The 26,635-nt window shown below is 39.4% G+C and carries 22 protein-coding genes and 1 riboswitch; of the genes, 10 read left to right on the forward strand and 12 right to left on the reverse strand.

Features of this window, described 5'->3' with window-relative positions; genetic code table 11:
- Positions 1–284 precede the first annotated feature (284 nt).
- Both typA and D172_RS01175 read left to right on the forward strand, forming a co-directional pair.
- Complete coding sequence (typA, locus tag D172_RS01170; protein ID WP_007376210.1) at positions 285–2,108, forward strand: translational GTPase TypA; 1,824 nt, start codon at positions 285–287, stop codon at positions 2,106–2,108.
- Between the two features lie 185 nt (positions 2,109–2,293).
- On the forward strand, positions 2,294–2,959 hold the full coding sequence (locus D172_RS01175) for a hypothetical protein (RefSeq protein ID WP_007376211.1): 666 nt from the start codon (positions 2,294–2,296) through the stop codon (positions 2,957–2,959).
- A 92-nt stretch (positions 2,960–3,051) separates the two neighbouring features.
- Here D172_RS01175 and D172_RS01180 read toward each other — a convergent pair whose 3' ends face one another.
- The 3 genes from D172_RS01180 to D172_RS01190 form a co-directional block, all read right to left on the reverse strand.
- Positions 3,052–3,780, reverse strand: coding sequence for a CBM9 family sugar-binding protein (locus D172_RS01180; RefSeq protein ID WP_007376212.1), 729 nt, complete (start codon positions 3,778–3,780; stop codon positions 3,052–3,054).
- Between the two features lie 66 nt (positions 3,781–3,846).
- Positions 3,847–4,938, reverse strand: coding sequence for an MBL fold metallo-hydrolase (locus D172_RS01185; RefSeq protein WP_007376213.1), 1,092 nt, complete (start codon positions 4,936–4,938; stop codon positions 3,847–3,849).
- 141 nt (positions 4,939–5,079) lie between these two features.
- A complete protein-coding gene (locus tag D172_RS01190) occupies positions 5,080–5,736 on the reverse strand; it encodes a DUF2959 domain-containing protein (protein ID WP_007376214.1) in 657 nt (218 codons plus the stop codon).
- An 87-nt stretch (positions 5,737–5,823) separates the two neighbouring features.
- Here D172_RS01190 and D172_RS01195 point away from each other — a divergent pair, with 87 nt between their 5' ends.
- Both D172_RS01195 and dtd read left to right on the forward strand, forming a co-directional pair.
- Positions 5,824–6,729 carry a virulence factor BrkB family protein gene (locus tag D172_RS01195; protein ID WP_007376215.1) on the forward strand — a complete coding sequence of 302 codons (906 nt, stop codon included), beginning with the start codon at positions 5,824–5,826 and terminating at the stop codon, positions 6,727–6,729.
- Positions 6,730–7,167 carry a D-aminoacyl-tRNA deacylase gene (gene dtd, locus D172_RS01200; RefSeq protein WP_007376216.1) on the forward strand — a complete coding sequence of 146 codons (438 nt, stop codon included), beginning with the start codon at positions 6,730–6,732 and terminating at the stop codon, positions 7,165–7,167.
- Here dtd and D172_RS01205 read toward each other — a convergent pair.
- The gene (locus tag D172_RS01205) at positions 7,156–7,869 is read right to left on the reverse strand and encodes a spermidine synthase (RefSeq protein WP_007376217.1); all 714 of its coding nucleotides are present in this window, start codon (positions 7,867–7,869) and stop codon (positions 7,156–7,158) included. The two genes, dtd and D172_RS01205, sit on opposite strands and share 12 nt — an antisense overlap.
- Positions 7,870–8,117: 248 nt before the next feature.
- On the opposite strand from D172_RS01205, the gene D172_RS01210 reads away from it, so the two are divergent.
- Positions 8,118–9,011 carry a bifunctional GNAT family N-acetyltransferase/hotdog fold thioesterase gene (locus D172_RS01210; RefSeq protein WP_007376219.1) on the forward strand — a complete coding sequence of 298 codons (894 nt, stop codon included), beginning with the start codon at positions 8,118–8,120 and terminating at the stop codon, positions 9,009–9,011.
- Positions 9,012–9,083: 72 nt separating this feature from the next.
- Here the strand turns inward: D172_RS01210 and D172_RS01215 are convergent, their stop codons facing one another.
- From D172_RS01215 to dapA, 5 genes are all read right to left on the reverse strand, one after another.
- Positions 9,084–10,118: a phospholipase A gene (locus tag D172_RS01215; RefSeq protein WP_007376220.1), complete on the reverse strand. Its 1,035-nt coding sequence runs from the start codon at positions 10,116–10,118 to the stop codon at positions 9,084–9,086.
- A 207-nt stretch (positions 10,119–10,325) separates the two neighbouring features.
- A complete protein-coding gene (locus tag D172_RS01220; RefSeq protein WP_007376221.1) occupies positions 10,326–11,447 on the reverse strand; it encodes a succinylglutamate desuccinylase/aspartoacylase family protein in 1,122 nt (373 codons plus the stop codon).
- Positions 11,448–11,452: 5 nt separating this feature from the next.
- Entirely contained in the window at positions 11,453–12,658 is a 1,206-nt protein-coding gene (locus D172_RS01225; protein ID WP_007376222.1) for a PLP-dependent decarboxylase, read from the reverse strand.
- On the reverse strand, positions 12,658–13,398 hold the full coding sequence (locus D172_RS01230) for a 2,3,4,5-tetrahydropyridine-2,6-dicarboxylate N-succinyltransferase (protein WP_007376223.1): 741 nt from the start codon (positions 13,396–13,398) through the stop codon (positions 12,658–12,660). The genes D172_RS01225 and D172_RS01230 overlap by 1 nt, the downstream gene beginning before the upstream one ends.
- 15 nt (positions 13,399–13,413) lie before the next feature.
- Positions 13,414–14,298, reverse strand: a complete 885-nt coding sequence (gene dapA / locus D172_RS01235; protein ID WP_007376224.1) for a 4-hydroxy-tetrahydrodipicolinate synthase — start codon at positions 14,296–14,298, stop codon at positions 13,414–13,416.
- 190 nt (positions 14,299–14,488) lie between these two features.
- A riboswitch (Lysine riboswitch) is annotated at positions 14,489–14,689 on the reverse strand.
- A gap of 192 nt (positions 14,690–14,881) precedes the next feature.
- On the opposite strand from dapA, the gene D172_RS01240 reads away from it, so the two are divergent.
- The 3 genes from D172_RS01240 (at position 14,882) to D172_RS01250 (ending at position 18,452) form a co-directional block, all read left to right on the forward strand.
- Positions 14,882–15,580, forward strand: coding sequence for a DNA-3-methyladenine glycosylase I (locus D172_RS01240; RefSeq protein ID WP_007376225.1), 699 nt, complete (start codon positions 14,882–14,884; stop codon positions 15,578–15,580).
- Between the two features lie 8 nt (positions 15,581–15,588).
- Entirely contained in the window at positions 15,589–16,998 is a 1,410-nt protein-coding gene (locus tag D172_RS01245) for a protein adenylyltransferase SelO (protein ID WP_007376226.1), read from the forward strand.
- 398 nt (positions 16,999–17,396) lie between these two features.
- Entirely contained in the window at positions 17,397–18,452 is a 1,056-nt protein-coding gene (locus D172_RS01250) for an OmpA family protein (RefSeq protein WP_007376227.1), read from the forward strand.
- A 186-nt stretch (positions 18,453–18,638) separates the two neighbouring features.
- On the opposite strand, the gene D172_RS01255 is transcribed toward D172_RS01250, so the two are convergent.
- Genes D172_RS01255 through D172_RS01265 form a run of 3 tightly spaced genes read right to left on the reverse strand, consistent with a single transcriptional unit; the run spans position 18,639 to position 22,751 of the window.
- Positions 18,639–20,294 carry a hypothetical protein gene (locus D172_RS01255; RefSeq protein ID WP_007376228.1) on the reverse strand — a complete coding sequence of 552 codons (1,656 nt, stop codon included), beginning with the start codon at positions 20,292–20,294 and terminating at the stop codon, positions 18,639–18,641.
- Positions 20,295–20,352: 58 nt separating this feature from the next.
- Positions 20,353–20,724, reverse strand: a complete 372-nt coding sequence (locus tag D172_RS01260; RefSeq protein ID WP_033023317.1) for a hypothetical protein — start codon at positions 20,722–20,724, stop codon at positions 20,353–20,355.
- On the reverse strand, positions 20,721–22,751 hold the full coding sequence (locus D172_RS01265; protein WP_007376230.1) for an exonuclease domain-containing protein: 2,031 nt from the start codon (positions 22,749–22,751) through the stop codon (positions 20,721–20,723). The genes D172_RS01260 and D172_RS01265 overlap by 4 nt, the downstream gene beginning before the upstream one ends.
- A gap of 452 nt (positions 22,752–23,203) precedes the next feature.
- Here D172_RS01265 and acnB point away from each other — a divergent pair, with 452 nt between their 5' ends.
- Entirely contained in the window at positions 23,204–25,801 is a 2,598-nt protein-coding gene (gene acnB / locus D172_RS01270; RefSeq protein ID WP_007376231.1) for a bifunctional aconitate hydratase 2/2-methylisocitrate dehydratase, read from the forward strand.
- A 200-nt stretch (positions 25,802–26,001) separates the two neighbouring features.
- Positions 26,002–26,634, forward strand: coding sequence for a 2OG-Fe dioxygenase family protein (locus D172_RS01275; RefSeq protein ID WP_007376232.1), 633 nt, complete (start codon positions 26,002–26,004; stop codon positions 26,632–26,634).
- Position 26,635: the final 1 nt, after the last annotated feature.

Genomic DNA, 26,635 nt, shown 5'->3' on the forward strand with positions numbered 1-26,635 from the left:
AACTAAATGCAAAAGAGTACCAAAAAGATCGGAAAAATAGCCAAAATGGCTGTTTTTCGAAAAAATATCGAAATTTAATTCATATAATTGTCATATATAAAACAGATACTTAGTGAAAGTATTGAGAAAGTTTTAAAATTTGTATTGGATAAACTTTCATCCATGTCATTAATGAGGGATAATATGCGCCCTTTTAAATCCTATGCTTGGACATCTCGTGAAAACGCAGATGAGTGCGTAGATCTTGCAGGATCATTGAGAATTTAATTTCTCTGAGTAAATATATGAGCATCGAAAAGTTAAGAAATATAGCGATTATCGCGCACGTTGACCACGGTAAAACAACACTGGTTGACAAACTACTTGAGCAATCAGGTACATTAGAAACACGCGGCGGTAACGAAGAGCGCGTGATGGACTCAAACGACATTGAGAAAGAACGTGGTATTACCATTTTGGCTAAAAACACAGCCATTTCTTGGAACGACTACCATATCAATATCGTAGATACTCCGGGACACGCCGATTTCGGTGGTGAAGTTGAACGCGTACTTTCGATGGCTGACTCAGTATTATTACTTGTTGATGCTCAAGAAGGTCCAATGCCACAAACGCGTTTCGTTACGCAAAAGGCATTCGCGCAAGGCTTAAAGCCAATCGTAGTTATCAATAAAATTGATAAGCCAGGTTCACGTCCTGATTGGGTTATGGATCAAATCTTTGATTTATTCGACAACCTTGGCGCAACTGACGAACAGTTAGACTTTAAAGTAATCTACGCTTCAGCAATCAACGGCTGGGCAACACTAGATTTAGACGAGCCATCAGAGAACATGGAACCTATGTTCAAGATGATCGTTGAAGAAGTATCACCACCGGATGCAGATCCTGAAGGTGACTTCCAAATGCAAATTTCTCAACTAGATTACAACTCTTATGTTGGTGTAGTTGGTATTGGTCGTATTAAACGTGGTTCTGTTGCTCCTAACCAACAAGTTACTATTATCAGTGCTGATGGCACTACACGTAATGGTAAAATTGGCGCAGTACAAAGCTACCTAGGTCTTGAACGTATCGAAACTGATAGAGCTTACGCTGGTAACATCGTAACTGTAACAGGTATTGGTGAGCTTAAGATTTCTGACACAGTTTGTTTCCCAGGAAACGTTGAAGCATTGCCACCACTAAGTGTTGATGAGCCAACTGTAACAATGACATTCTCTGTAAATAACTCACCTTTCTGTGGTAAAGAAGGTAAGTTTGTAACGTCACGTAATATCCGTGAGCGTTTAGACAAAGAATTAGTACACAACGTAGCACTTCGCGTTGAAGATACTGCTAGCCCAGATAGCTTCCGTGTTTCTGGCCGTGGTGAATTACACCTAGGTATCTTAATCGAAAACATGCGTCGTGAAGGTTACGAGCTTTCAGTTTCTCGTCCAGAAGTTATCTTACGTACTGTAGATGGCGTTCTAGAAGAACCGTTTGAAACAGTGACTATTGACTGTCAAGACGAGCATCAAGGTTCTGTTATGGAACAAGTTGGCCTACGTAAAGGTGAACTTACTAACATGACTCCAGATGGCAAAGGCCGTATGCGTTTAGACTTCATGATCCCTAGCCGTGGTTTAATTGGTTTCCAAACTGATTTCATGACGCTTACTTCGGGTTCTGGTCTTATGTACCATACGTTCGATCATTACGGTCCTCACAAAGGTGGCGACATCGGTGTTCGTAAGAACGGCGTAATGATTGCAAACGCAACTGGTAAAGCACTTACTAACGCATTATTCAACTTACAAGAGCGCGGCCGTTTATTCATCGGTCACGGTGTTGAAGTATACGAAGGTATGGTTATCGGTATTCATAACCGTGATAACGACCTTACAGTTAACGCCCTTAAAGGTAAGCAGTTAACTAACGTACGTGCATCTGGTACTGATGAAGCGCAAACGCTTTCTCCGCACCTTAACTACTCACTTGAGCAAGCGCTTGAGTTCATCGATGATGACGAACTAGTTGAAGTTACTCCACTAAACATTCGTATCCGTAAGAAACACCTTACAGAAAACGAACGTAAACGTGCGGGTCGTGCACCTAAGTCATAATCTATTAATTTAGAATAATGATTTTAAAAGCCGCTGTATTGCAAAATACAGCGGCTTTTTTGTATTTGATAAAACATCTCGAAGCTTTAAAGTCAAGGCAACTATTTGCGGCAAGGCTAGAGTCGCTTTTAGAAAAAAAAGTATTATTTCTAGGAGTACACTGCTAAATTGCTATGGGAGTTATTATGGAATTTGATGAAATAGTTTTAGGTGATAGAACTATTGCAGGTTTTAAATCTGATTTTGAGATTGACGTAATTCAGATTTTGAAACATTTAAATACTTGTGAGACCGCTTTTAAAAATTTCATACTTACAAATGAGAACCCTAAATTTAAGTGGGTTCAAGAATATGTATTTTTGTCTTTAGAGACTTCTGTTACTTCATTGAGGTTATTAGCCGAAGGTCATATTAATGCCGCTGGTAATACTATGAGAATATCTTATGAATCTCTCTGTATGTCTATCTTGCTTTCATCCCCAGTAAGGTTAAAAGTTGGTCGTGGTAAACAACAAAAAGAGATAGATTTTTATTCTGGCTATTTAAATAAAGATGCCTTCACTAAAGCGCACTTATCAATTGATTTAGTAGTAAGAAATGCAAGCGTGTTAGGCGTTACATCGGGAAAAGGTTGGCTCAAACAAGCTAAAGACTTTTATAATGGTTATAGTCATGCTTCTGAAATGGTATTTTCTTCTTTAGTACTTAAGTCCGGTAAATCGATTATAGGTGGTGGTTATAATGAAGAAAAACGAGAAATAATTTCAGCTCATTTAAAGCAAATTCATAAATTAGCCAAACAACTTCCAGAACTTATTAAGGAAATTTCTTTGCGTAATCAATTAAAATAATAAATAAAGTTATTCTTTGATAGGTAATTTTTTCGTTGGGTTTCGCTGCGCTCAACCCAACCTACGTGTTCAATTATTTTATTGGTAGTTACTTACTTTTTAGGGAGTAGGGTGATTTTGCCAAATACGTCGGCATCTATAAAGCCACGATTTCTGTCGCCATTTACTGGTTGTACTTCGTGTGAGCCCATAAAGTGCTCGCGCACGTCGCTGCCATCGTTATCGCAATACGCTAGCATAAAGCCGATTACTTGCTTTTCGCTAAGTGTAATAGGGGGGTTTTTAGCCCCTTCTTTATAATCATTTGGGTAGAGTTTTATTGCTACTTCCCACGTAATGTTAAAAGGTGCGGTGGTGTTGCGCTTCCAGTTACTCACTAGGTGGTCGGTATACAAATGGGCTTGTTTATCAGGTCCGTAATCGGCGGCTTGGTTATCAAGGCCAATATGGTACGCCAAAGCGGTGTGATTAAATTGGTGGTTTCCACCGGATGCATCGCTATCAATAAATACTTCAAGCGCATCGTCATCCCAATATTTATACGTTGGATCAGCGTGTGTATCTATTAAAACATCATCCACAATATCGGCTTGTAGATATAAATAGTTTTGATCCCACAGTAAGCGATAACGCCCTTTAAAGTCGGCATCGTTTGATGGTAGTGTGCCATCCATTAGATAAGGCATGTCGTGCCAAGTGGCTTTATTCCACGCATCTTCTGATACGCCATCAATAGTAATTGGAGTTGATGTATGTTCAACATCAATAGCCATTGCTGGCGTGCTTAATAAAAAGCTTAAGGCGAGTGCTAATTTTTTCATTAATTTCTCAATCTTATTATGTATTTTTATTGATGTAACACCATCTTAAAGTAGCTAAGTGATTAGTTACAGTGAAATACTTTCGCCTTCGTTTAAAATATACAGCGGTGTTTTAGCATCCATTTTTTTAACCATGTGCAATAAGCGCAGCAAGGCTGAATGACTGCTGTGGTCGCCCATTTTCCAACTTGAGTTACCGTATCCCCACGGTATCATTACTCTACAATTAAGCTCTTGTGCTGCATTAAGCGCGTCTTCTGGTGTGGTATGCACGTAACGGTACCAGTTAGGATCGTCTTTACTGTAGTAAGAAGCGATTGGTATTAAGCAAATATCGATATCGCCGTATTTTTGCTGTATATCTTTAAAGTGTTTTGAGTAGCCTGTATCGCCTGCAAAAAATAAGGTGCTACCGTTCTGTTCAAGTAACCAGCCATTCCAAAGGTCTTTATCGTGATCTTCGTAAATAAAGGGCACTAATACACGAGCGCTAAAATGATGAGCTGGCACGGCATTAATAGCTAAGTCGTCAATACTCGTTTTTGCATACCAGGCCATTTCGCTAATGTTAAATCCACCTGTTGGGAAGTTATCAGCCATTCCCAGTGGCGTTAAGTAGCGTGGTTTGTTACCTATTTCGGCTATATCTGCTTTATTAAAATGATCATAATGAAGGTGAGAATATATAACGGCATCTAAATTAGTTAGTTCGCTGTTAGTTAGCCAGTCACCGGGCTTACGATAAAACCCTGAGGCAAGTTTAAAGGCTAAATCAACAGGGGAGTCGAACTGCTCTTTTACAGGATCAAACACCACTTGCTGCCCGTTTGGTGTGCTGATCATAAACCCTGCATGGCCAAGCCAGCGAACAGTGTATCCGGTATTTAATTTTGGAGTTACTTGCCCCGCAATATATTGGCAGTTTTCACTTCCTTCTTCACATTGCAAATGAGTGTTGCTTGGATAGCAGTCATTTTCACAACTAATAGGGTACGTTTTTTTGCCTGGGTATAGATTATGGTAGCGCCCTTCGCGCTCACCATCTTTATGTAGTGGTACAACAGTATCAGGCCCTGCGATTCTTTCTATGTGATTAGCAGTTCCGCAAGCGGTTAGTAAGCTAGAGATAGCCAAAAGAGTTAAGGTACTTATTTTCATTGTAGTTTTTTATTTTAATTCTAATTTTATGAAAGTGTACCAAAAACGTTAGATTAATAAGTGGTTAAAAAGTAACAAAAAGTAAAAATAAATAAGCCTGCGAAATTGCAGGCTTATTTTTGTTTGTTTGTAATATATTAGTTAGCCTGCGCTATTCATTTGTTCAATAAATTTGTTTGAATCGGCAATCGATTTGTTCATGTCGTTCATTAACACTTGTATGTCGCGTTTAAGGTTAGTGAACTCGCCTTTAATAGCCGATACCGCTTGTGCGTTTAAGTTATGCTTTAAATATAAAACATTATCGTGAAGCGACGTTAATACTGGCTCCATTTTACTCTCTGCGCTGCGCATCGAGCGTAATAACTGTTCAAATTGACGCTTAGTCGCGGTTAGCTTTTTGCTGCTTTCACGCTTAAGTGATGCGCTTTTGTATTGCTCTAGCTCATCGCTCCACTCATCAAAAAGTGCTTCTGCTACGTCTTCTACTTTATTGATGTTAGTTGATACTTCGTTTGCGGCTTTTAAGCTCGACTCGTAATCGTCGTTTAATTGATTGTAAGTGTCTTGTAGTTCGCCACCATTAAAATCGATTAGAGTAGTTAAGCGCTCTAGTGCCGATTTAAATTCTTCTTGAGACTCTTGCTGCGAGTCTTTGGTTTCTTCTACGCGATCGATAAGGATGTCGCGTTTGTGAATACCTACTTTTTCCATTGCAGAGTAATAAGCTGTTTGGCAACCTGACAAAGTAAGTGTTAGTACAAGCATTGAAACACTAAGTAATGTTTGTTTTTTCATCTGAATTCCTGTTTACGCGTGTTAGTGCTGTAAATTATGGCGCTGATTGTTATTATAATCAAAACCACATAAGCACAAGTCAATTGTATGAATGATAAGCTCTCCAATTACAAACAGCAAGTTAAGACCTTTATACGCCAGCAGCCAAGTTGGTGGATGCAGTATTTTAATCGCTGTATAGATGATCAAATAACGGTTAATGCCGGCTATTTAGCCTATGTAACGTTACTTTCTTTGATACCGCTTATTGCAGTGGGTGTTGCTATATTTTCGGCTTTTCCAGGTTTTGAGTCCACTCGTATGGAGATTGAGAGCTTTTTGTTTACTAACTTTGTGCCTACTTCTACCGATGTTATTAGAGAGCACATTAGCTCTTTTGCCGGTAACGCAAACCAAATGACCGCAGTAGGTATTGGTTTTTTAGCTGCAATTGCATTGTTGCTAATACGTAATGTGGATGCCACGCTAAACCGCATTTGGCGAATAAAGAAAAAGCGCCCGATGATGATTTCCTTTGCAGTATATTGGATGGTTTTGAGCTTAGGGCCTATGTTACTTGGTGCCAGCATTGGTGTTACCTCTTATATTGTATCTTTGGTATCGTTTGCTGATCAGGGTATTCCTGGGTTTAGCGGGTTTTTGTTAAAGCTATTGCCGTATGGTATTTCGATGGTGGGCTTTATTATGCTCTACACCTTAGTGCCTAATACGCGCGTATCGTTTAAAGCGGCGATACCGGGAGCATTATTTGCGGCACTTTTGTTTGAGCTAACTAAAAAAGGGTTTGCACTTTATATTAGCCATTTTCCTTCGTACGAAGTGATTTACGGCGCAGTGGCAACGATTCCTATTTTGTTTGTTTGGGTGTATTTATCGTGGGTTGTTGTTTTGCTTGGCGCTGAATTTACAGCATGTATTAGCCCAGATGAAATACCAGAAACACCAGAACTTGAGTTTGAAGATGACAAGCCAACAGTAAAGGACACAGTTTAAATGCAAGGGTTAATACAGCGCGTAAAGCATGCCAAGGTAGAAATTAATAATCAAGTTGTAGGCGAAATTAGCCAAGGTATATTGTTGTTGCTGGGTGTTGAAAAACACGACGATAAACAAACGGCCGATAAGCTTTTACACAAAGTAAGTAACTATCGTATTTTTACTGACGAAAAGGACAAAATGAACTTAAGCCTCAAAGATATTAAAGGTGAGTTGCTGGTGGTTTCGCAATTTACCTTAGCGGCTGATACTAAAAAGGGTATGCGCCCTAGTTTTTCATCTGCGGCAACGCCAAGCCAAGCTAATGAGCTTTACGAGTACTTTGTTGCTCAAGCTAAAGAGTTGGGGCTTACAATAGCCACAGGTGAGTTTGGTGCCGATATGCAAGTAAGCTTGTGTAACGATGGGCCCGTTACGTTTAACTTATCTGTTTAAGTTTTTGGTTACCACGACAATATGATTTACATAGCCCGTAATTTTTTGCGGGCTAACATTACAACCAAATACATCGAGTAATAGCTGCTGAAGTTGCTTTAATTGCGACTCATGCTGCGATAAAAAGTTAATAAATAGCACGCCGTTGTTATTTAAAGCCGAGTAGATTTTTTTATAAAATGCCTCTTCAAATAAAAATCGAGGCGCGTCTATTTGGCTAAATAAATCTAGAATAATCCAATCAATATTTTGCACACTTTCTAAAATCTGTTGCGCATCGGCGCACAGCAGTTGCTCATTCTTATTTGACGAAAAAAACTGGGTATAGCAATCAATAATATCGGCGTTTTTTTCAACCGATGTTATTTGTGCTTTAGGGTATTTGTGTTGTAAATAGTTACGAATTGCACCGCCGCCAAGGCCGAGTTCTAACACTTTTTGTGGCGCGCTAAGAGCTTGCCAGTGCTTATCTAGGTACAATAAGTGTGGAAAAAGTAATAAATCCGGGTTATTTAAATCAATAACAGATTGAAGAGTGTCGTTAATAAGTAACCAGCGTAACTGCTCGTGCTCACGTACTTGAATGTGATCGCCACTGCATTTATGCCAATAGATTAACTGACCAATGCTGTGGCTATTTTCAATAAATTGATCGCTCAGCAAACCCGTCAGTGAATTTATATAATTGATTTTTTCAGTCATATTCTCAGCATAAACTAGCAACGTTAAAGCGCAATGGCCTTTGTCATTATTTTTTTACGTTATTTTACAGCCATCACCAAAGTCGTATTTGCAGTTTTTTTAAGATGGAGTATGGTATTTGCCATAATAATGCCAATCAATTTAATTATTTTATTTTTTTAGCTTGGTAGATAACCAATACTATTAGTATAGCGCCGTAGCCTTTTTTTTGACTTTTATTTACGGCTTATATAACAACAGGAGTATGTATGTTTCAGGTAAGCACCCCACAAAGTAGCGAAGATTGGCAAGCGTATTACCAATTGCGCTGGCAGGTATTACGCGCGCCTTGGGGCGAGCCGCGTGGCTCTGAGCAAGATGATATGGAGCAAGATTCTGAGCATCGGTTTATAAAAAATAAAGAAGGTGAAGTGCTAGGCGTAGCACGTTTGCACTTTAACAATCATGAACAGGCACAAGTGCGTTACATGGCCGTTGCTGAAGGGAATCGTAATCAACATATTGGTAGTCGTTTATTACATGAGCTTGAAAAAATAGCATGGACGCAAAATGCTGATGAACTGGTTTTATTTGCTCGCGAACGAGCGCTTGAGTTTTATAAACGCCACGGTTACGAATTAAAAGAAAAAGCGCACTTAGCGTATGGCGATGTACAGCATTTTAAAATGGTAAAGCAAAAGCCGTGTGAGCCAGGTTGGTTTCGTCACCCTAATTGGACGCAGGTACTACAAAATACGTGGCGGGAGTCTATTCCAATTAGTGACGCGATGGGCATTAAGGTAGAAAGCTATACCGATTGGCAATTTACAACCAGCGCCGACCTAGACGCTAACTTAAACCTACATAACACTATGTTTGCAGGTTCTATTTATAGCTTGGCTACGCTAACAGGTTGGGGCGCTACGTACTTAGCACTTAAAGAAGCTGGGCTTGAAGGTAATATTGTATTAGCCGATGCTAACATTAAGTACTTAAAGCCGCTTACTACCGACCCACGAGGGTGTGTAGATTTGCAAGCCTGCAAAGGTAAGTTGAGCGATTTAGAAACCGAAGGTAAAGCAAGCTATGTTGTGCCTGTTACTATTTATGATGGTGATAATATAGTTGCGGAGTTTGAAGGGCAGTTTGTAGTAAAAAAATAACTGTTTAGTTGTTCAAAACACTAAAAAGCCAAGCAATGCTTGGCTTTTTAATGCGTAAAACTTAGGGAAGTATTACAGCAGATCGGTTAATAATATACCTACACCAATACGTTCTATATCGGCATTATAGTCAATTAAGCTTTCGCCATAACCATTGAAGTATTGTGCATAACCACGAACTCGGCCCCATAATGGAAATGACCAGTCAAGCTGAATAGCACCACGATTGTCTGAATTTAAGTTATTACGCGACATAAAGCTAAATTCATGATCGTTAAGACGGTATGCACCGCTAAATTCAAAATAGCCCATGTATTTGTATATGTCTGGATTATCGTCGCCTTTAGCTTCTAAAACGTTGTCTTTTTCGTCCTCGGCTATGCGATACCAAGGTTTAAAACTAAAAACAAACCCTTCATTTTCCCAAATGAAATCAGCGTAAATACGGTTCCATGAGCGTGAGTTGGGCTGGCTACGACCATTTGACTGATGTGAAATACCTAAAACAATTGCCATTTCATCGCCCCAAAGTACATTTTCTGGATCGAGGTAGTTTATCCAAAAAACTTCAGGTTCGTAGTTCGTTTCACGAAATGGTGAGGAGATTTCTGAATTATATATTTGCCAATATGATTGCAGCGTAAAACCAAAAAATAATGCTTGGTCTTCATCTGAAAAATCATCGTACAAAGGTACTTTAATAGAAAGCTGGTACTTTGCCTCTAAGTTGTCGAGCGGTTCACCGTCGTTGTCGTCGGTTAGTGCATCAAAGCCATCAAATGGGCGATCGTTTGGGTGTGATACGTACGAAAGAGGCAAAATGTAGTTACGTTTATGTGGCGTAATTACATTTCTATTTTTTTTACCTACTTCTTCACGAGCTTGGCGTTTATCAAGCGCGGTAAGTTGTTTGTTTTCTTCAAGAGCTGAACACTTTTTACGAAGATCGTCTAATGTTTGTTTACCATCTCCGCCAATTACTTCATTTAAAATACACTGCTTTACAAGTTCGATGTCGTTGTCTTGCTCATTTGTTGCAACTTCTTCTTGTGCGAAGGTAGCTGTACTCATTAAGGCAGAAAGTGTGATCCAGTGGCGCCAGCTCATTGTAATTCCTTGTGGGTTCGGGTTGTGTTGTATGCGTTAATTTAATTATAACGTCTTTTTACATATGTAACGGTGAACTTTTACTGAATTTGTATTTATAACAAGGTCTGTACGTATACAAAGTAAATATAGATCAGAAAAAAAGCGGCCTAGGCCGCTTTTTTAATGCACATTAACTATGTGCTCTCACGCAATGAGAAGGGTGAGCTAAAGCTCAAATATGTTAGTAAAAAACTTATAAAGTTCGGTGCCTTGGTTAACACTCGCCGAGGCAAAGTGCAAAATGGCAATTGCATCGCAATCGAGAGTAAGTGTTTGCAGTGGTTGCTCGCTTAAGTAGCGCTCCATTCGTAAAATATTAGCAATAGGCTCACCGGCTTTAATGTGTCCGCCAAGTGGGGCTATGTATTCAACCATGCCGCCAATGGGGGCGTAATAAGCAAAGTAGTCATCTAAATTACATGCATAGCGAGTGATATTAGCTGGCGTATGTGGTGCGTTTTGCAGCACGCCTTTGTGATTTAAGTAACTTAAAATGCTGTTAGCATCGTTTAGTGCTTCTTTTAAGTCTATTTTTTCTTGGCTGCCTAGCTCTACAGTAAATGCTTCTACAGGTATTGATAATTCACGACCTTGCTCGCTAAGTGCATCACTCAAATGCCACCATGGGCAAAAGTTAGCTTCATCCATAGCGCCGTCAAAATCACTAGGGATAAGCAATACATGCTCAATATTAAAGTAACGTGCGCTGTCGGTTGCATAGGTTGGGCAGTACAAATGCTTGCTTGAAATAGGACCTGTGTGTAAATCGAGTACTATATCAGCCTGATGAGCGAGCTTTTGTAGGTTAAGTGCAATGCGTTTACCCGTATTAAGTAAATAAGCAGGGCCGTTAAGTTTGTTGTCTACTTCGTCAATAAGCGCCTGTTTGAAGTTACTTTTTAATGTAGCGTCGTCATACTGGGTATGATTTTGTGCAAACTGTGCCACTAAATTTTTATTGTAGTGATACATGCGATTCCAATTAGTGCCCGTAATCGGATCGAACCTGCCAAGGGTAAACTCGCCAGATTTTTGATTACAACCAATTGGGTTAGCATAAGGTACTAATGTAATATCGCCATTAAGGTTTAGGTGTTTTAATTGCTCAAGTAGCTGAAAAATAACTGCGTTACCTTGCACTTCAGCGCCATGCATATTGGCCTGAACATAAACACTAGGCCCTGTGCCATCGCCTTTTAAGCGATAAACAGGAATTGTAAGCGGTAAGCCGTTTGCAACTTCCCCTACTACAATGTTCTCTTGGCTGATGTGTGTTGTATTACTCATGCTTATTACCTTAAGTAGTGGCTGGCATTTTCGGCTTGGCGAACACAGGTAAGTTTACCGTTTTGCAATGTGTACTCGCCGGCGAGCTCATGGCATAAAAAATACGGCATACTTTCGGTAAAGCCGTAAGCACCGCATTGGCTAAACACTAGCCAGTCGTGCTCATTTAAATCGCTTGGTAAGTTATGTTCACCCAAGCAATCAAGCGCTGTACAAAGTGGGCCGTATAAAGTGACCGCTTGAGTTTTAGCACTGGATTCACGCAGTAACGCAGCAGGAAAATCTTGGCTGGTAACAGCAGGGCGTAATAAGTGGTTTATACCGCCGCTTAAAATGACTTGCTGTTGATTATAGTTTTGTTTGCGCTCTATTATTGGGTTTGCGTAATGACCACATTCGCCAACGGCATAACGACCAAGTTCCATCCATAATTCTTCTACACCCGCATCATTTTTAATTTTAGCGAGCGCAGCTATTAAGTCATCCCAATCAAGCGTTGCTTCATTTTGTGTATAAGGAATACCTAAACCGCCACCTAAATCGAGAATTTTAAGGCTAATATTTAAATCGCTGGCAAGTTGGCTAAGAGGTGCAATCATTTGTGACCACAAGTCGCTTAGTTTTTGCGTGCTAAGCATGTTGCCCCACTGAAAAATATGTAAGCCGTCAAACTTAAGTGCAGGGTAGTCGGTTACATTGAGTGCTTGCCACTCATCACAACCCAAACCAAATGGCGTAAGGCTGTCGCCGCCCAGTGGATTTTTTTCACCTTCAGGCCAGCGTAATTGCACTCGCAGTAATACTTGTAACTGCGTATTTTGTAGTTGCGCTTGTTGGTTTAACCAACGTACTTGATTGAGGCTTTCGGCTACGAATATACGTACTCCGCGCTCAATAAAGTGTTTAATTTGTTTAGGGCTTTTTGCAGGCCCTGTGTTGAGCACGCGCTGTGAGCTAATACCTTGTGCGAGTACTTGCTCAAGCTCACCTTTACTTGCTACGTCAAAATTAAAACCAGCGTTGTCTAAGCTTTGAATAATTTTAGACAGTGGATTTGCTTTTACCGCGTACCACAGTTTTACATCGGTTTGCGCAACTAAACGTGCAAGATGCGTGTTTAGTTGATCTAGGTCGTAAACAAAAAAAGGTGTATCAAGTTGTTGTGTAATTGTATTTACAGCGGTTTTGATAGGCGTGCTCAAAAAGCTCATTATCGTAAAACCTCTTCAAGCAATAACGATGCATCGCTTTTCTCGTCGCGGTATTTAACAATTAACGCACACGACATGCTTAAGCCTTGCTCGCGCGCCCACTCGTTTGACGCAGGGCGAGAGCCTGGTATTACAATCGCGTATTCTGGGATTGGCTCGCCTTTATCTAGTTGGCGCTCGTTTACGCAGTCGTATACCGGAATAGTTGCTGATAAACGCACGCCTGGGGCAAGTACTGCACCTTTTTTAATAACTACACCTTCAACAATAATACAGCCAGCGCCAATAAAGGCGTCGTCTTCTACAACTACTGGGCTTGCACCAATTGGCTCAAGTACACCACCAAGCTGCACTGCAGCACTTAAATGTACGTTTTTACCTACTTGTGCACACGAGCCAACTAATGCGTGGCTATCTACCATTGTGCCTTCGTCGATGTATGCACCAATGTTTACATACGCTGGTGGCATAATAATCGTGCCTTTAGCAACATAAGCACCACGGCGAACACTAGAGCCACCTGGCACCATACGTACGCCATCATCAGTACTAAATTCTTGTGGAGCTAAGTTATGTTTATCAACAAAACCACCTGCAAACTCAGTATTAGTGCCATTTTTGAAGGCATCCAAAATGCCTTGTTTTACTTCTACGTTAGCTTGCCATTGGCCGCTTTCGTTTTGTGATGCTGCGCGTACTGCGCCCGATTCTAAATTATTTAATAGTTCTAACCAGCTCATTATAAAAACCTGTATTTAATGCCAAGATAAAATGGTGTTGTTTGCAGTTGTGATGCAATCGGTTTGAGTTAACTCAAGGTGTGTTAAAGGTGGACGAAGTTGCGGGCTGCTTAAGCGACCTTGCAAATGCATCAATACCTTTACGGGAATAGGGTTTGCAACAGCAAATAGGCTATTAATAGCGCTTGACCACTGGGCAAATAAATTAGGGTGTTGACCACTTAAGCTGCGTTTAACAAACTCGTGAGTTTGTGCGGGCCATGCATTTGCAGCTACCGACACTAAACCTTTTGCGCCAGCTTGAGCAAAATAAGGCATTAGCGCATCGTCGCCACTAAAAATAGCTAAATTAGGCGCAGCTTGGCGATAAGCTTCAAACTGAGCAATGCTGCCGCTCGCTTCTTTTAACGCCCATAAATTTTTATTATTTTGTAAGTTTTGAATTGTTGCCGTTGGAATGCTAACAGCACTTCGACCCGGTACGTTATAAAGCATACACGGGTGAACACTTGCATTAAGTAGGCTTTCAAACCAATGAGTTTGACCTATAGCGCCAGGCTTTGCATAAAGCGGTGAGCCAAATAAAAAGCTATGAATTGGGAGTGTATTACAGTAGTTAACCCACTCAATTTGTTGCTTTAAGTTACTACCGCCAACAGCTACCATGAGTGGTACTGCTGGTTTTAGCTGGCATACGTGTTCTACAATGGCTTGTTGCTCTTTTTGCGTTAGCGCCAAGCCTTCGCCCGTACTGCCAAGTAGCAAAATGCCATTATGCGCCGCTTCTTGATCCCTAACCAGCTTAGTTAACGTGTTGTAGTCAACATCGCGGTGTTGATCAAATGGCGTTACGAGCGCGGTCCACAATGAGTAGTCATTTAAATTGAAGTTGTTGATCATCTCTCACGAACTTATAATTTGTACCAATTTTATTAAAAACGTGATCATTTTATCGATAGCTAATTTAATGCAATTGGTATTATTCGAAGAGTTAAAAAGCTTTATGGAAGGAGCCGCATTAACGTCGTTCGAACTAATAATTCGAAGAGCGAATGGGCTTAAAATAATAGGGCGCACGGCCTTAATATTTAAGACCAGAAGCTCTCCACCAAACTAATAAGCTGCTTGTTATAAGCAGCTATTGGTGACAGTCGCTAGGGTTCAACCTAGTCGCCCGAAATAAACACCTCGCAAAAGTGGTTACTTCTCGGCGTTAATTCCCCTCACGTATGCTCACTGGAGTTTGCGCTCCTAACATACGCTACCTGAATAACGCACCTCTTCTAGCCCTTTGCACCTGTTTGTAGAGTAAAAACTTACAAACCTGCGCAATTTAAATAGGGTAATTGCAGCGATTAAAGCATTTTAGCCGTCTGGGTGTCAAGCGACTAAATGCATATTCATTCATCCATAATGGGAGTGGTTACGTATTGGGTGCTTTTCTCGTACACTAGCAATATAAGTAGTGAGGTATTTAATTAGTATGGAAAAATTTAGCGATATTTATAAGCGAGCGGTAGAGCGAAAAGGCTCCGAAAAAATGCTGAAGTTATTACTTGCAAAACCGTTATCTAAAAAACAACTAAGCACGTTAAGTGACGACGATTGGCTTGAAGAATTTACTCGAAAAGTATTTCAAAGCGGTTTTTATTGGTCAGTCATTAATAATAAGTGGCCGGGCTTTAGAGAGGTTTTTTGGGATTTTAGCGTTGATAAGTTATTAATGATGCCACCCGATATGCTGGAACAAAAAGCTACGGATGAGCGTATTGTTCGTAACTATAAAAAAGTAAAAACAATTACCGAAAATGCTTACATGATCCACGAGATAGCAGGGGAACATGGCAGTTTCAGCCAGTTTATCGCTAATTGGCCAACAGACGATATTATTGGTTTATGGGCGTATTTAAAAAAGCATGGTTCGCGTTTAGGCGGAAATACTGGCCCTTATGCATTGCGAGCACTTGGAAAAGATACTTTTTTATTATCACGCGATGTAGAGAATTATTTGCGTGCGCATAAAATTATAGACGGCGGCTTACAAACTAAAAAGTCACTGAATGCAGCCCAAGCCTTTTTTAATGAAATGCAAAAGCAAAGTGGCTTAAGTATGCAAGAGTTGAGCTTAATTGTTGCTTATGGCGTAGGTGACAACCGTGTTGGTATAAGTCAGCAACAATAGGAATTACCATGAAATTAGTGCCAAGATACACAGACATTGCGGAAAACTTCGCGATTGAAGATTTCCCTGCAAGTGTCGCCTCTCCTCAGTTATTGCTGTGGAACGAGAGCTTAGCAAAAGAGTTTAATATTAACGTTGCGGCTGATTTGCGTGCCAGCACTTTTAGCGGCAACGATAAACAGGCAATTCCTGCAGTAGCACTTGGTTACTCTGGGCACCAATTTGGACATTTTTCACCACGTTTAGGCGATGGGCGAGCGCATTTACTGGGCGCTATTAATGATGATAAAAACCAGTTGTGGGATATTCAATTAAAAGGCTCTGGTGCTACTCTTTACTCAAGAGGAGGGGATGGGCGTTGTGCACTTGGTCCTGCTATTCGTGAATACGTAATGAGCGAGGCAATGCATGCGCTGGGAGTTAAAACCACACGCTGCTTAGCGGTTGTTGGCAGTGGCGAAACGGTTTACCGTAATCCGCCACAAGCAGGGGCTATCGTTACTCGCGTAGCAACGAGCCATATTCGTGTTGGTTCATTTCAATATTTAGCGACGCAAGGCGATGTTGAAGGGCTTAAAAATTTAGCCGATTTAGCTATAGAGCGACACTACCCAGAAATAACCGAGACAGGTTCGCAGCGCTATTTAGCCTTTTTAGGCGCAGTGATTAAAAACCAAGTTAAGCTAATTGTGAGCTGGATGCGTGTTGGTTTTATTCACGGAGTAATGAATACAGATAATACGCTAGTAAGCGGAGAAACCATTGATTACGGCCCATGTGCCATGATGAACAGTTTTGATTTTGATACTGTATTTAGTTCTATTGATAAACAAGGCCGCTATGCATTTGGTAACCAGCCGAATATGGCTAACTGGAACTGTGCCCGTTTAGCTGAAAGTCTTATACCACTAATTCATGACGATGATGAGCAAGCTGTTTCGCTAATGACGCCACATATAAATAGCTTTGCTGAACAGTTTAATACTGAATTTACGGCTATGTGGGCAAAAAAGTTGGGCTTAGTCGGTATTGATGAAAACGATACAAAGTTAGTTGCAGAATTGTTAACATTATTAAAAGTTCATGAACTCGATTACACCAATACCTTTGATGCATTAACCGAGTCGTTAAAACAGGAAGCGCTTATTCCTGAAGCATTAGCGCAATGGGCATGTAAATGGCAAAGCCGGGTTGATGGAAATAGTTATACAGTAATGCGAAAAGCGAACCCTCGAGTAATACCACGCAATCACATCATTGAATCAATTATTACTGACTACAGCGAAATGGGGTCAAGTGCGCTATTAAGTGATTTTTTAAAAGTACTGAGCAATCCTTATAATGAAGTGAATAAGCTTGTCGATTTTCAGACGCCTCCTAAAAGTGATCAGGGGTATCGTACTTTTTGCGGTACTTAACTATTAATTTTAGATGTAAGTTTATGATTATAAATATTCATTTTTCATTTTTAGAAGTGTTCATTGATTGAGCAAAATAAATTCTAGTGTTATCATCCATTTTATAAGGATAAGTAAGTTTTGCTGTGTATAAAAGTGCATTTAACTGAATTGTTCCTGTTTTTATCGCAGGCTATCGATTTATAAAAAAACCACAACTATAAATTATTTGCAGAGTAGGTAATATTTTTAATTTCACCTACAATGGGTGGTTTGATGTCGTTATAGATCATTAAAAAATTTATAAACTTTATTATTCGTTAAGTATTGATTAACAAAGGTTCGGTTAGTCTGTATAAAACAGATTGAGCTAGTATTGATTAGCTACAATTTTTAATTGTTAAAATGGGAAGAAAACAATGAAATTAAAATCACTTACAATCGCAATTGCGTTAGCTGCAACTAGCGTATCTACATTTGCTGCAGATAAAGAAGAAGGTTTCTACATTGGCGCATTTGGTGACTACTATGACGCATCTTGGAAAAACATGCGTGCCCAAGCTGGTCTTGATGTAAATGAATCAACTGGTTGGGGTGTTGAAGCTGGTTACCGTTTCAGTGATTACTGGAGCGCACGCCTAGAATATGCAGACATGGATTTTAATGCTTTTGATAAAGTTGCTGGCAACCGCAACAGTATTGATGGCGAGCGTTACGGTATTGATGCTCTTTATCATTTAAATGGCGGTCCTTTCTACGGTCTTTTCGGTATTAAAGAAATGGACGTAGTAGATGACAATACATTCTTAAATGCAGGTGTTGGTTACCAACATTTCATTACAGATGGTTTATTTGTAAATGCTGAAACAGCTGTATACCAAGGTCTTGACCGTGGTTACACAGATGTAGGCGCTAAAATTGGTATTAACTACTTATTTGGCCAAAACTCAGCACCAGTTGAGCCAGTAAAACCAGCTCCAGAAGTAGTTGAAGTTGCAGTTGCTCCTTCAGACAGCGACAATGATAATATTTTAGATGCTGACGATAGATGTCCAAACACGCCAATGACTGACGCAGTTGATGGCACTGGTTGTACTTTATATGAAGATAAAGAAGTAACTGTAAGCTTATTAGTGACTTTCCCTAATAATACATCAGCAGTATCTACTCAGTACTTAAATGATATCGAAAAAGTATCTGAGTTCTTAAAAGAGTACCCAGGTACAACAGTGCTTTTAGAAGGTCACACTTCAGCTGTAGGTAAAGCAACTTACAATAAATGGTTATCTAAAAAGCGTGCTGATGCTGTAGCTAAGCAACTTGTTGCTGATGGTATTGCTCAAGATCGCATTACTACAGTTGGTTTAGGTGAAGAGCGTCTTAAAAATGATGCAAACACTAAAGCTGCAAACGCAGAAAACCGTCGTGTAGAAGCGCATATCAAAACTATCAAAAACGTTAAAGTTTTACGTTAATTAAATAGTTTGTAATAGAAACCCAGCCAAGAGCCGGGCTATTAAGTCAAACTGTGGCTACCTATACTTTTAGGTAGCCATTTTTATTTTTAGTGCCTTATAAATAAAGGGCTATAGAAAATATAAAACTAAAAAAAACAACAGTAATCGTACGAGGAAGTATTTAAAATCAAAGGCTTACTTGTTTTACAGATAGAAATAATCCAAAACAGGGCCTTTCCCCATACCTCCTCTATAGCTTTTAACTAGAGCTTTTTTTTCCATGTTATAGGTGATCCCACCAGCCAAACAAGATTCTGCTAACACAGGGTTATCTTCAACAAGTTTCAAGTAATTACTTCTAAACCAATTGTTAACTACCTTACGCAATGCTCTTCCTTCATCTCTCCTACTTGTCTTATAGCCATTTATCCATAGAACATTAAGGCAAAATCCTAGGTAGCGAGTTGATTTATAATTTGGGAATCTTTCAAACTCTTTAATTTCGTCATATATGATACGTCTTACTTTATGTAAAATTATCCTCCTAGCTTCTGTATCTTCAGCAAACCTGCTTATTAACTTCCCCCATACCGTATTGTGTTGAATGGTCCAACATGTATCTATTGGAGAACGAACATAAGCCGCTGCATGTATTATTTCAGCGTAAAAGTTTGCAATATTATCGTATAAATTTTTTTGATTTTCGTCTTTGGGCTTAAGAGCAATCAGATGAGGCGTTTTGTCCTGCTTACCCAATAGAGTTGTGAGTTCGTGAGCAAAGCTTATTAAAACTTCAAACTTTTTATATGCATCATTTCGCCAATCTAAATCAGTATTATTGAACTCAGAAATACCAAGACAGAAACTCTTTATATCACTTATGGCCCTATATAAGATAAATGAATGAGCAAACCAATAACCTTGTTTTAAGTAAGACTCAAAAGTTAACAAAACCATATCACAGTATTTGTTGAGTTGTTCTGAATCCCAATCGTCACGCTCTTTATAATCAACATCAAATACAGAGCGATTACCTAGCATATTCAGCAGTTTGTAATTACCGAACATAGATGAACTTAGTGGCTTAATGTAACCTAATAACCCAGAATCGTATCCATGATCTTCATGGTAAATTTGCGAGTTTTTGTTCTTTATCAATTCAGCCGTAATATTTGAAGTTAATGTTGAAAAACTATCAACATGAATGACATCTTCTTTTGATAATGCATCAAACAATACCAATGCCGTATTAGGTGATACATCTGCTATGCACTGGCACATACGTCTATTTGCCAATAGTAGAGCCATATCATTTGCAAAATAGCTAACATGATCGGTTTTTAGTTCTTGAACGACAGCTTCCTGATTATTTGCAAGCTTGACAATATTTGGAATTGATAGTGAAAGTTCATCGCTTAAAATTTTGATTTCTTCAATGTTTCCTTTCAATACTACTCGATATAGTTGCATTGAAAACTTTTTATAATTTTTGCTGGAAAACTTGGGAGGAGAAATAAATGCATACCAAAGCCAAATAATAACTATTGATAGAAATATGATTGCGAAACTGCTTTGCCAAGCAGCTTGTGACATATTCCATGTTACTGTTGGCCATTTTTGAGCAACCCAAAACTCTGTTATTAATGTACCAATGCCAATAGCGGTGATAAGAAAAAATATCGTTTTATTTAGGTTTACAGGAGATACTGATATTCTAAATTTATACCTAAAGTCAGTAATCGTATACACAATCAATAACAGAGCAAGCCCTGTCAGAAATTCAGAAAAACCAAAAATCGTACTAGTAGAGCTACCAGCCTCAACTAAACAAAGTCCTATAAAGTCCCAATTACATTCCATTTAAGCTGCTCCATTAATATTTTTTTAATTACTTTAGTTAGTGGCTGATGTGTTTGGGCTAACCAACCATAAATTCTTTATTAGCACTGAAGCTGAGGATATCAGATGCGCGGTACACATGTTGAGCTATACCTACTCGCTGGGCTGGAGTTGTTGGCTCGTCATTACTTCTTTTATCTTTTAATGACTTTTCGTTTGTACGACAAAAGTTATTATAAACACGCATTATTTCAATTAGCTTGCACATCCACGTAGGGTTATAGCCTGCATATGCATTCCAGCGTTTTGAGTTTGTAGCGCTGGTAACAGGTCGTTCTAGCATGGTAACCAGCCTCCGCAAGATTTGAAACCAGTTATCAACACCATTGAGTGATGTAGACTGTAATATCATTGATGCTTGCTCAATTGAATCAGCATTAATTCCAGTCAACGGCTGTACGGCCACATAACGAGAATTAGGGTTATAGGGTTAATAAGCCACTCTGAGCGCTTACCTAGTTGCGTTACAGGTCGGTCAAACTGTGTCTTCCACATACGTTGCCATAACTGCTTCTCTGATTCATCAGGGTAATCAACTTGCAGGGCTAATGCTCTTGCCTTTAGCTCTTCAGTCATACCAGCGTCTAATAAATTAGCACCACCACTTTTATCGGTAGTTAGAATGTATGCATAAAGTCTATCTTGGGCAATCATATCTTGGAATACAGATGGAAAACCAACTTTAAAACCACTGTCGTTATCTAAAAAATAGATAAAGCTTTCGCAATCACCTAATAAGCTTTTAACCTTTTCAAAATGAGCTAGCGTACTATAAGTTTGATGAACTAAAAGCCCTTTGCGTGGCATTTGTAACGGGACATTGATGAGGTTGTTATCTGTTGGCGATTCAACTTCATCATCCGATAGTACATATTGACCAAAGCGCCTGTAGTACCGAGGTTTATCACCTTCATTCTTTCGCTTATATTCACTCTTGATATAGCCTGAATCAGATGTTGGATCGAAATTCACTGTTGATGCCATTACGTAACCAGATAAGTTATCTACCGTGGATGTATTAACAACCCTAGTAGGCATTGGTGTATGGGTATCATTCCAGTTAGATAAGTAATATTGACGGTCACAGCTTAATATTGGCGCAACCTCTGCGAAGCGACTAGTTAAAGAAGCTTCGTGAAAGCGGCTAAACAATAAAGATTGTTTATAAAAGAAGTCGATCTTATCGTATACAGTTTGAGGATTCAGACCAAGTACATCTGCCTGTCTGTTGACGATACCTTTATTTACGAATGCTAAGTACAGAGGCTCATTTACATCTCTGCGATAATGTTTTTGCTGGGGATCTCGAACTACTGAAAAATTCTTACCGCATGATTTGCATTGATAACGCTGTGAGCCAAGCAAAGGCTGAAGCTCTATCTTAATTTTCGGTTTGCGATTATTAGTACCTTTAGGAACTTTGGGAGTAGCCCACACCCTTGTCTTTCTAGTTAAGCCATTCTTTTTGTAAACATCGGGGTGACTATAAATTCCTTTACCTACATTACAACAACCTTTTAAGCTGTTTGTACATGAAGGCTCTGTGGGGACACCAATAGAATTATTGCGAATGCATTCTTGAACATATGCTCTGTTGTTAATCATTGTGAAGCTTCCATTGCACAACTGGCATGTCAGCACATGTGATTCAATCCTTTTACTATAAGTAAGCTTATAATCATTACCTAAGCCTCTGTGGGGTTTTTTATCAGGCTTTAAGCGTGGATTTTTAGCTGGTATACCAAAATTACCGCAATCAGCATTTTTACAAAAGTTAAGCTGCACCATATGGCCCGTTACAGGGTGTTTGTAGGCGCGTGGTATGGTGATAGCTTTAGGCTCTCTGTGTTTTACTTGTTGAGGAGTATGCTTTAGTGGTTCGATTGAGCTATCTATTAACTTGAAGTATAAAGATGCGGTTAAATTAGCATCAACATATGCGGCATGGATTTTTCTAGAAGATGTATCAATTGAATAACGCCTGCAAGCATTGTTCAAAGAAATTTTATTCACACCTAGAACTTGCTTAGCTAATTCCATAGCACAAGTTACCTGTTTGCAATGTGTGACTAAAGATATATTTTTGCCAATATGACGAAACTCAGACTCTATAAAACCAATATCGAACGATTTGTTGTAAATAACTAAGTGAAAATCTTTTAGAAATGATAGTAAGTTATCAGCGATATCTTCAAATTTTGGTTTACCGATCCGGCTTGCATCAGTAATACCATGAACTTTTAAAGCGCCTTTGTTAGAACTTTTACCAGCCCCTTCAAGGGTTGATTGAATAACTGACCCTGTAGGGTTTCCAGAAACATACTCAATACAAGCAATATCAATGACTCTATGATTGCCATTCTGTGGGCTTAAGCCTGTAGTTTCAGTGTCTAGAAAGACGGTAGGTTCATTTTTCATCTATACTCCTCTAATAAATAGTATAGTGAAAAACTCATAAAATCAAAGTTAAGCTGTTGTTTTATATATATTACTCGTACGAATTAGGTGAGGTATCAATAGCTACAGCCCTTATATTTATAGGATTCTATACAAAAAATGGCTATTCAACTTCTTGAATAGCCACAGTTTGACTTAATAGCCCAGCCAAGAGCTGGGTTTTTTTATGTCTGTAATAAATTAATATTGGTTAATGGTAATGATTATTACTTAACAAGTATTCATGGGAATAGTTTTTACTACAACCACTATTCATAGTATTTATAATCGGTATAATCAGTTGCGTAACTGGATGGATTTTCATCTATCCATAAAAGCTTTATAATTACGCGTTAGAATACTATAAGTATTGGGTAACTTATTTGCGCTTGAAGCGCTACCGGATACTTTCACGTCACCAAGAGGGCAATATTGTGCTACAAGAATATCGTAAACACGTAGAAGAACGTGCCGCGTTAGGTATCGTACCAGCGCCATTAGATGCTCAGCAAACTGCTGATCTTATTGAATTAATAAAAAATCCACCTGCAGGTGAAGAAGAATTCATTTTAGATTTGTTTATTCAGCGTATACCAGCGGGTGTTGACGATGCTGCTTATATTAAAGCGGGATTTTTAGCAGCTATAGCTAAAGGTGAAACTAATTCTCCACTTGTTTCTAAAGAAAAAGCGGCAGAATTATTAGGTACAATGTTGGGCGGTTACAATATCGCACCAATGATTGACCTACTTGATGACGAAACACTTGCACCAATCGTAGTTAAAGGCCTTTCAAATACATTACTTATGTTTGATGCGTTCTACGATGTTGAAGAAAAAGCAAAAGCGGGTAACGCATTCGCTAAGCAAATTATTGAGTCTTGGGCAAATGCGCAATGGTTTACTAATAAGCCAGCTGTTGCTGAAAAGATCTCAGTTACTGTATTTAAAGTAACTGGCGAAACAAATACGGATGACTTGTCACCTGCACCAGATGCATGGTCTCGTCCAGATATCCCACTACATGCTTTAGCAATGCTAAAAATTGAACGTGATGGAATTACACCAGACAAGCCAGGCGAAGTAGGTCCAATCTCTCAGCTTGAAGAATTAAAAACTAAAGGCTTACCACTTGCTTATGTAGGTGATGTTGTTGGTACTGGTTCTTCTCGTAAGTCTGCAACTAACTCTGTACTTTGGTTTATGGGCGATGATATCCCGTTCGTACCAAACAAGCGTGTTGGCGGTGTATGTCTAGGTAATAAAATTGCGCCAATCTTTTTCAACACAATGGAAGATTCAGGCGCATTACCAATCGAGTTAAATGTTGATGAACTTAACATGGGCGAGCAAATCGACATTTACCCGTACGAAGGTGTTGTTAAGCAACATGGTACAGATAAAGTAATCTCTACTTTTGAGCTTAAATCTGATGTAATTTTAGATGAAGTTCGTGCTGGTGGTCGTATTCCACTAATCATTGGTCGTGGTTTAACTGATAAAGCACGTACATCACTTGGTCTAGCTCCAACTGACGTATTTAAAGTACCAACAGCAACAGAAGTATCTGACAAAGGCTTCACACTAGCGCAAAAAATGGTTGGTAAAGCATGTAACGTTGCAGGTATTCGCCCAGGTCAATACTGTGAGCCTAAAATGACAACTGTTGGTTCGCAAGATACAACAGGTCCTATGACACGTGATGAACTTAAAGATCTAGCTTGTTTAGGTTTTTCTGCAGATTTAACCATGCAGTCTTTCTGTCATACATCAGCTTATCCTAAACCTATCGATGTAAACACTCACCATACGCTTCCTGATTTCATCATGAACCGTGGCGGTGTTTCACTTCGCCCAGGTGATGGTGTAATTCACTCATGGTTAAACCGTATGTTACTACCAGACACTGTAGGTACTGGTGGTGATTCACATACACGTTTTCCACTAGGTATTTCATTCCCAGCAGGTTCGGGTGCAGTTGCATTCGCAGCAGCAACGGGTGTTATGCCACTTGATATGCCAGAATCTATTTTGGTTCGTTTTAAAGGCGAAATGCAACCAGGTATCACTTTACGTGACCTTGTACATGCAATACCTTACTACGGTATCAAAGCTGGTTTATTAACAGTTGAGAAAAAAGGTAAAATTAACGAATTCTCTGGTCGTGTACTAGAAATTGAAGGCGTTGAACACCTTACTGTTGAGCAAGCATTTGAATTATCAGATGCATCTGCAGAGCGTTCAGCAGCAGGTTGTGCGGTTAAACTTTCTAAAGAATCTATCGCAGAATACCTAGAGTCAAACATTGTTATGCTTAAATGGATGATCTCTGAAGGTTACGGCGATGTACGTACTATTGAGCGTCGTATTACTGCAATGCAAGATTGGTTAGCTAACCCAGAACTAATGGAAGCTGATGCTGATGCAGAGTACAAGCATGTACTTGAAATTGATTTAGCTGAGATTAAAGAACCCGTTCTTTGTGCTCCAAATGACCCAGATGATGCGCGCTTACTATCTGACGTTACTGGCGAGAAAATCGACGAAGTGTTCATCGGTTCTTGTATGACTAACATCGGTCATTTCCGCGCAGCGGGTAAATTACTAGATGGCTTTAAAGGTCAGTTACCAACTCAACTTTGGGTTGCTCCACCAACTAAGATGGATAAAGACCAGCTTACTGAAGAGGGTTACTACGGTATCTTTGGACGTGTTGGTGCACGTATCGAAACACCAGGTTGTTCACTTTGTATGGGTAACCAAGCACGCGTTGCAGACAAAGCAACGGTTGTGTCTACCTCTACACGTAACTTCCCTAACCGTTTAGGTAATGGTGCAAACGTATTCTTAGCATCAGCAGAACTTGCTGCTGTAGCGGCTATCTTAGGTAAATTACCTACTCCAGCTGAGTACCAAGAGTATGCAGCGAAGATCAATGCAACGGCTGCAGATACTTACCGTTACTTGAACTTCCACCGTATGCCTGCTTACACTAAAAAAGCAGACAAGGTTATTATTCAACAAGCTGTATAATTTTTAAAGTTTGTTTAAAAACCCGCTTCGGCGGGTTTTTTATTGACTAAAATAAATATTAGATAGTTCATGCTTCTTTTTTTGTATTTTTGTATTAACTCTGGCCTTAAGTTGTTTTTAAGTTGAGTAATAAAGCAAAAAATCCTCTCAATATGCATTAAAATCCTCACCAATATTCTCATTATTTTAGGCGAGATTTTATGACAGCATTAAACAACCAGAATTTACTGCAACTACGTTTTATTAACCAAGTAAATATTGATTTGGTTAAGCCTTCTTTTGATAACCTGCCTGCAAATCCATATGCAGATGGTGCTTTTCGTAAACGTCGTTATTCAGTAGTTAAAATGCAAAATGGTGAAATAAAGTTACAAAAAACCAAAGCATTTGTTCAAGACGATTCAATTAATACTTTTCAGGGTAATGTAGAGCGTACTTACGAAAACCTAGAGCAAAGTTTACTTGAATCAGAGGGTATGAAAAATATCGTCAATGAGTTTCGCCAACTTACCGGTATTGATGAGCAGCGCGATATTGAAATTCATCAGTTCCGCATGCTTGCCATTGATAGCGATACACCTGCAGCGCCAGAAGGCGTTCATCAAGATGGTTTTGACCATGTATGTATATGCGGCGTATCTCACGAGAACTTAGAAGGTGGCGAACTGCTTGTATACGAAAACAAGCAAGCTGAGCCTTGTTTTAAAATGGAAATAAAAGACGGCATGTTTGCATTAATAAACGACCGTCAAGTGTGGCACAACGCAACACCGATGAACAAAATTGATGCTAGCAAACCAGGTTACCTGGATTGTTTTGTATTAACGTCTTAAG

This window comes from Pseudoalteromonas sp. Bsw20308 (assembly GCF_000310105.2).
Classification (GTDB): domain Bacteria; phylum Pseudomonadota; class Gammaproteobacteria; order Enterobacterales; family Alteromonadaceae; genus Pseudoalteromonas; species Pseudoalteromonas fuliginea.

What these genes read in the sequence shown, in the direction of transcription:
- D172_RS01190 (WP_007376214.1), bottom strand. Translation starts at nt 5,736, where the DNA reads ATGAAAAAACAAACATTACTTAGTGTTTCAATGCTTGTACTAACACTT.
- D172_RS01185 (WP_007376213.1), bottom strand. Translation starts at nt 4,938, where the DNA reads ATGAAAATAAGTACCTTAACTCTTTTGGCTATCTCTAGCTTACTAACC.
- D172_RS01180 (WP_007376212.1), bottom strand. Translation starts at nt 3,780, where the DNA reads ATGAAAAAATTAGCACTCGCCTTAAGCTTTTTATTAAGCACGCCAGCA.
- D172_RS01215 (WP_007376220.1), bottom strand. Translation starts at nt 10,118, where the DNA reads ATGAGCTGGCGCCACTGGATCACACTTTCTGCCTTAATGAGTACAGCT.
- D172_RS01245 (WP_007376226.1), top strand. Translation starts at nt 15,589, where the DNA reads ATGAAATTAGTGCCAAGATACACAGACATTGCGGAAAACTTCGCGATT.
- dtd (WP_007376216.1), top strand. Translation starts at nt 6,730, where the DNA reads ATGCAAGGGTTAATACAGCGCGTAAAGCATGCCAAGGTAGAAATTAAT.
- D172_RS01205 (WP_007376217.1), bottom strand. Translation starts at nt 7,869, where the DNA reads ATGACTGAAAAAATCAATTATATAAATTCACTGACGGGTTTGCTGAGC.
- D172_RS01195 (WP_007376215.1), top strand. Translation starts at nt 5,824, where the DNA reads ATGAATGATAAGCTCTCCAATTACAAACAGCAAGTTAAGACCTTTATA.
- D172_RS01275 (WP_007376232.1), top strand. Translation starts at nt 26,002, where the DNA reads ATGACAGCATTAAACAACCAGAATTTACTGCAACTACGTTTTATTAAC.
- typA (WP_007376210.1), top strand. Translation starts at nt 285, where the DNA reads ATGAGCATCGAAAAGTTAAGAAATATAGCGATTATCGCGCACGTTGAC.
- D172_RS01175 (WP_007376211.1), top strand. Translation starts at nt 2,294, where the DNA reads ATGGAATTTGATGAAATAGTTTTAGGTGATAGAACTATTGCAGGTTTT.
- D172_RS01255 (WP_007376228.1), bottom strand. Translation starts at nt 20,294, where the DNA reads ATGGAATGTAATTGGGACTTTATAGGACTTTGTTTAGTTGAGGCTGGT.
- D172_RS01230 (WP_007376223.1), bottom strand. Translation starts at nt 13,398, where the DNA reads ATGAGCTGGTTAGAACTATTAAATAATTTAGAATCGGGCGCAGTACGC.
- D172_RS01250 (WP_007376227.1), top strand. Translation starts at nt 17,397, where the DNA reads ATGAAATTAAAATCACTTACAATCGCAATTGCGTTAGCTGCAACTAGC.
- D172_RS01265 (WP_007376230.1), bottom strand. Translation starts at nt 22,751, where the DNA reads ATGAAAAATGAACCTACCGTCTTTCTAGACACTGAAACTACAGGCTTA.
- dapA (WP_007376224.1), bottom strand. Translation starts at nt 14,298, where the DNA reads ATGATCAACAACTTCAATTTAAATGACTACTCATTGTGGACCGCGCTC.
- D172_RS01240 (WP_007376225.1), top strand. Translation starts at nt 14,882, where the DNA reads ATGGAAAAATTTAGCGATATTTATAAGCGAGCGGTAGAGCGAAAAGGC.
- D172_RS01225 (WP_007376222.1), bottom strand. Translation starts at nt 12,658, where the DNA reads ATGAGCTTTTTGAGCACGCCTATCAAAACCGCTGTAAATACAATTACA.
- D172_RS01220 (WP_007376221.1), bottom strand. Translation starts at nt 11,447, where the DNA reads ATGAGTAATACAACACACATCAGCCAAGAGAACATTGTAGTAGGGGAA.
- D172_RS01210 (WP_007376219.1), top strand. Translation starts at nt 8,118, where the DNA reads ATGTTTCAGGTAAGCACCCCACAAAGTAGCGAAGATTGGCAAGCGTAT.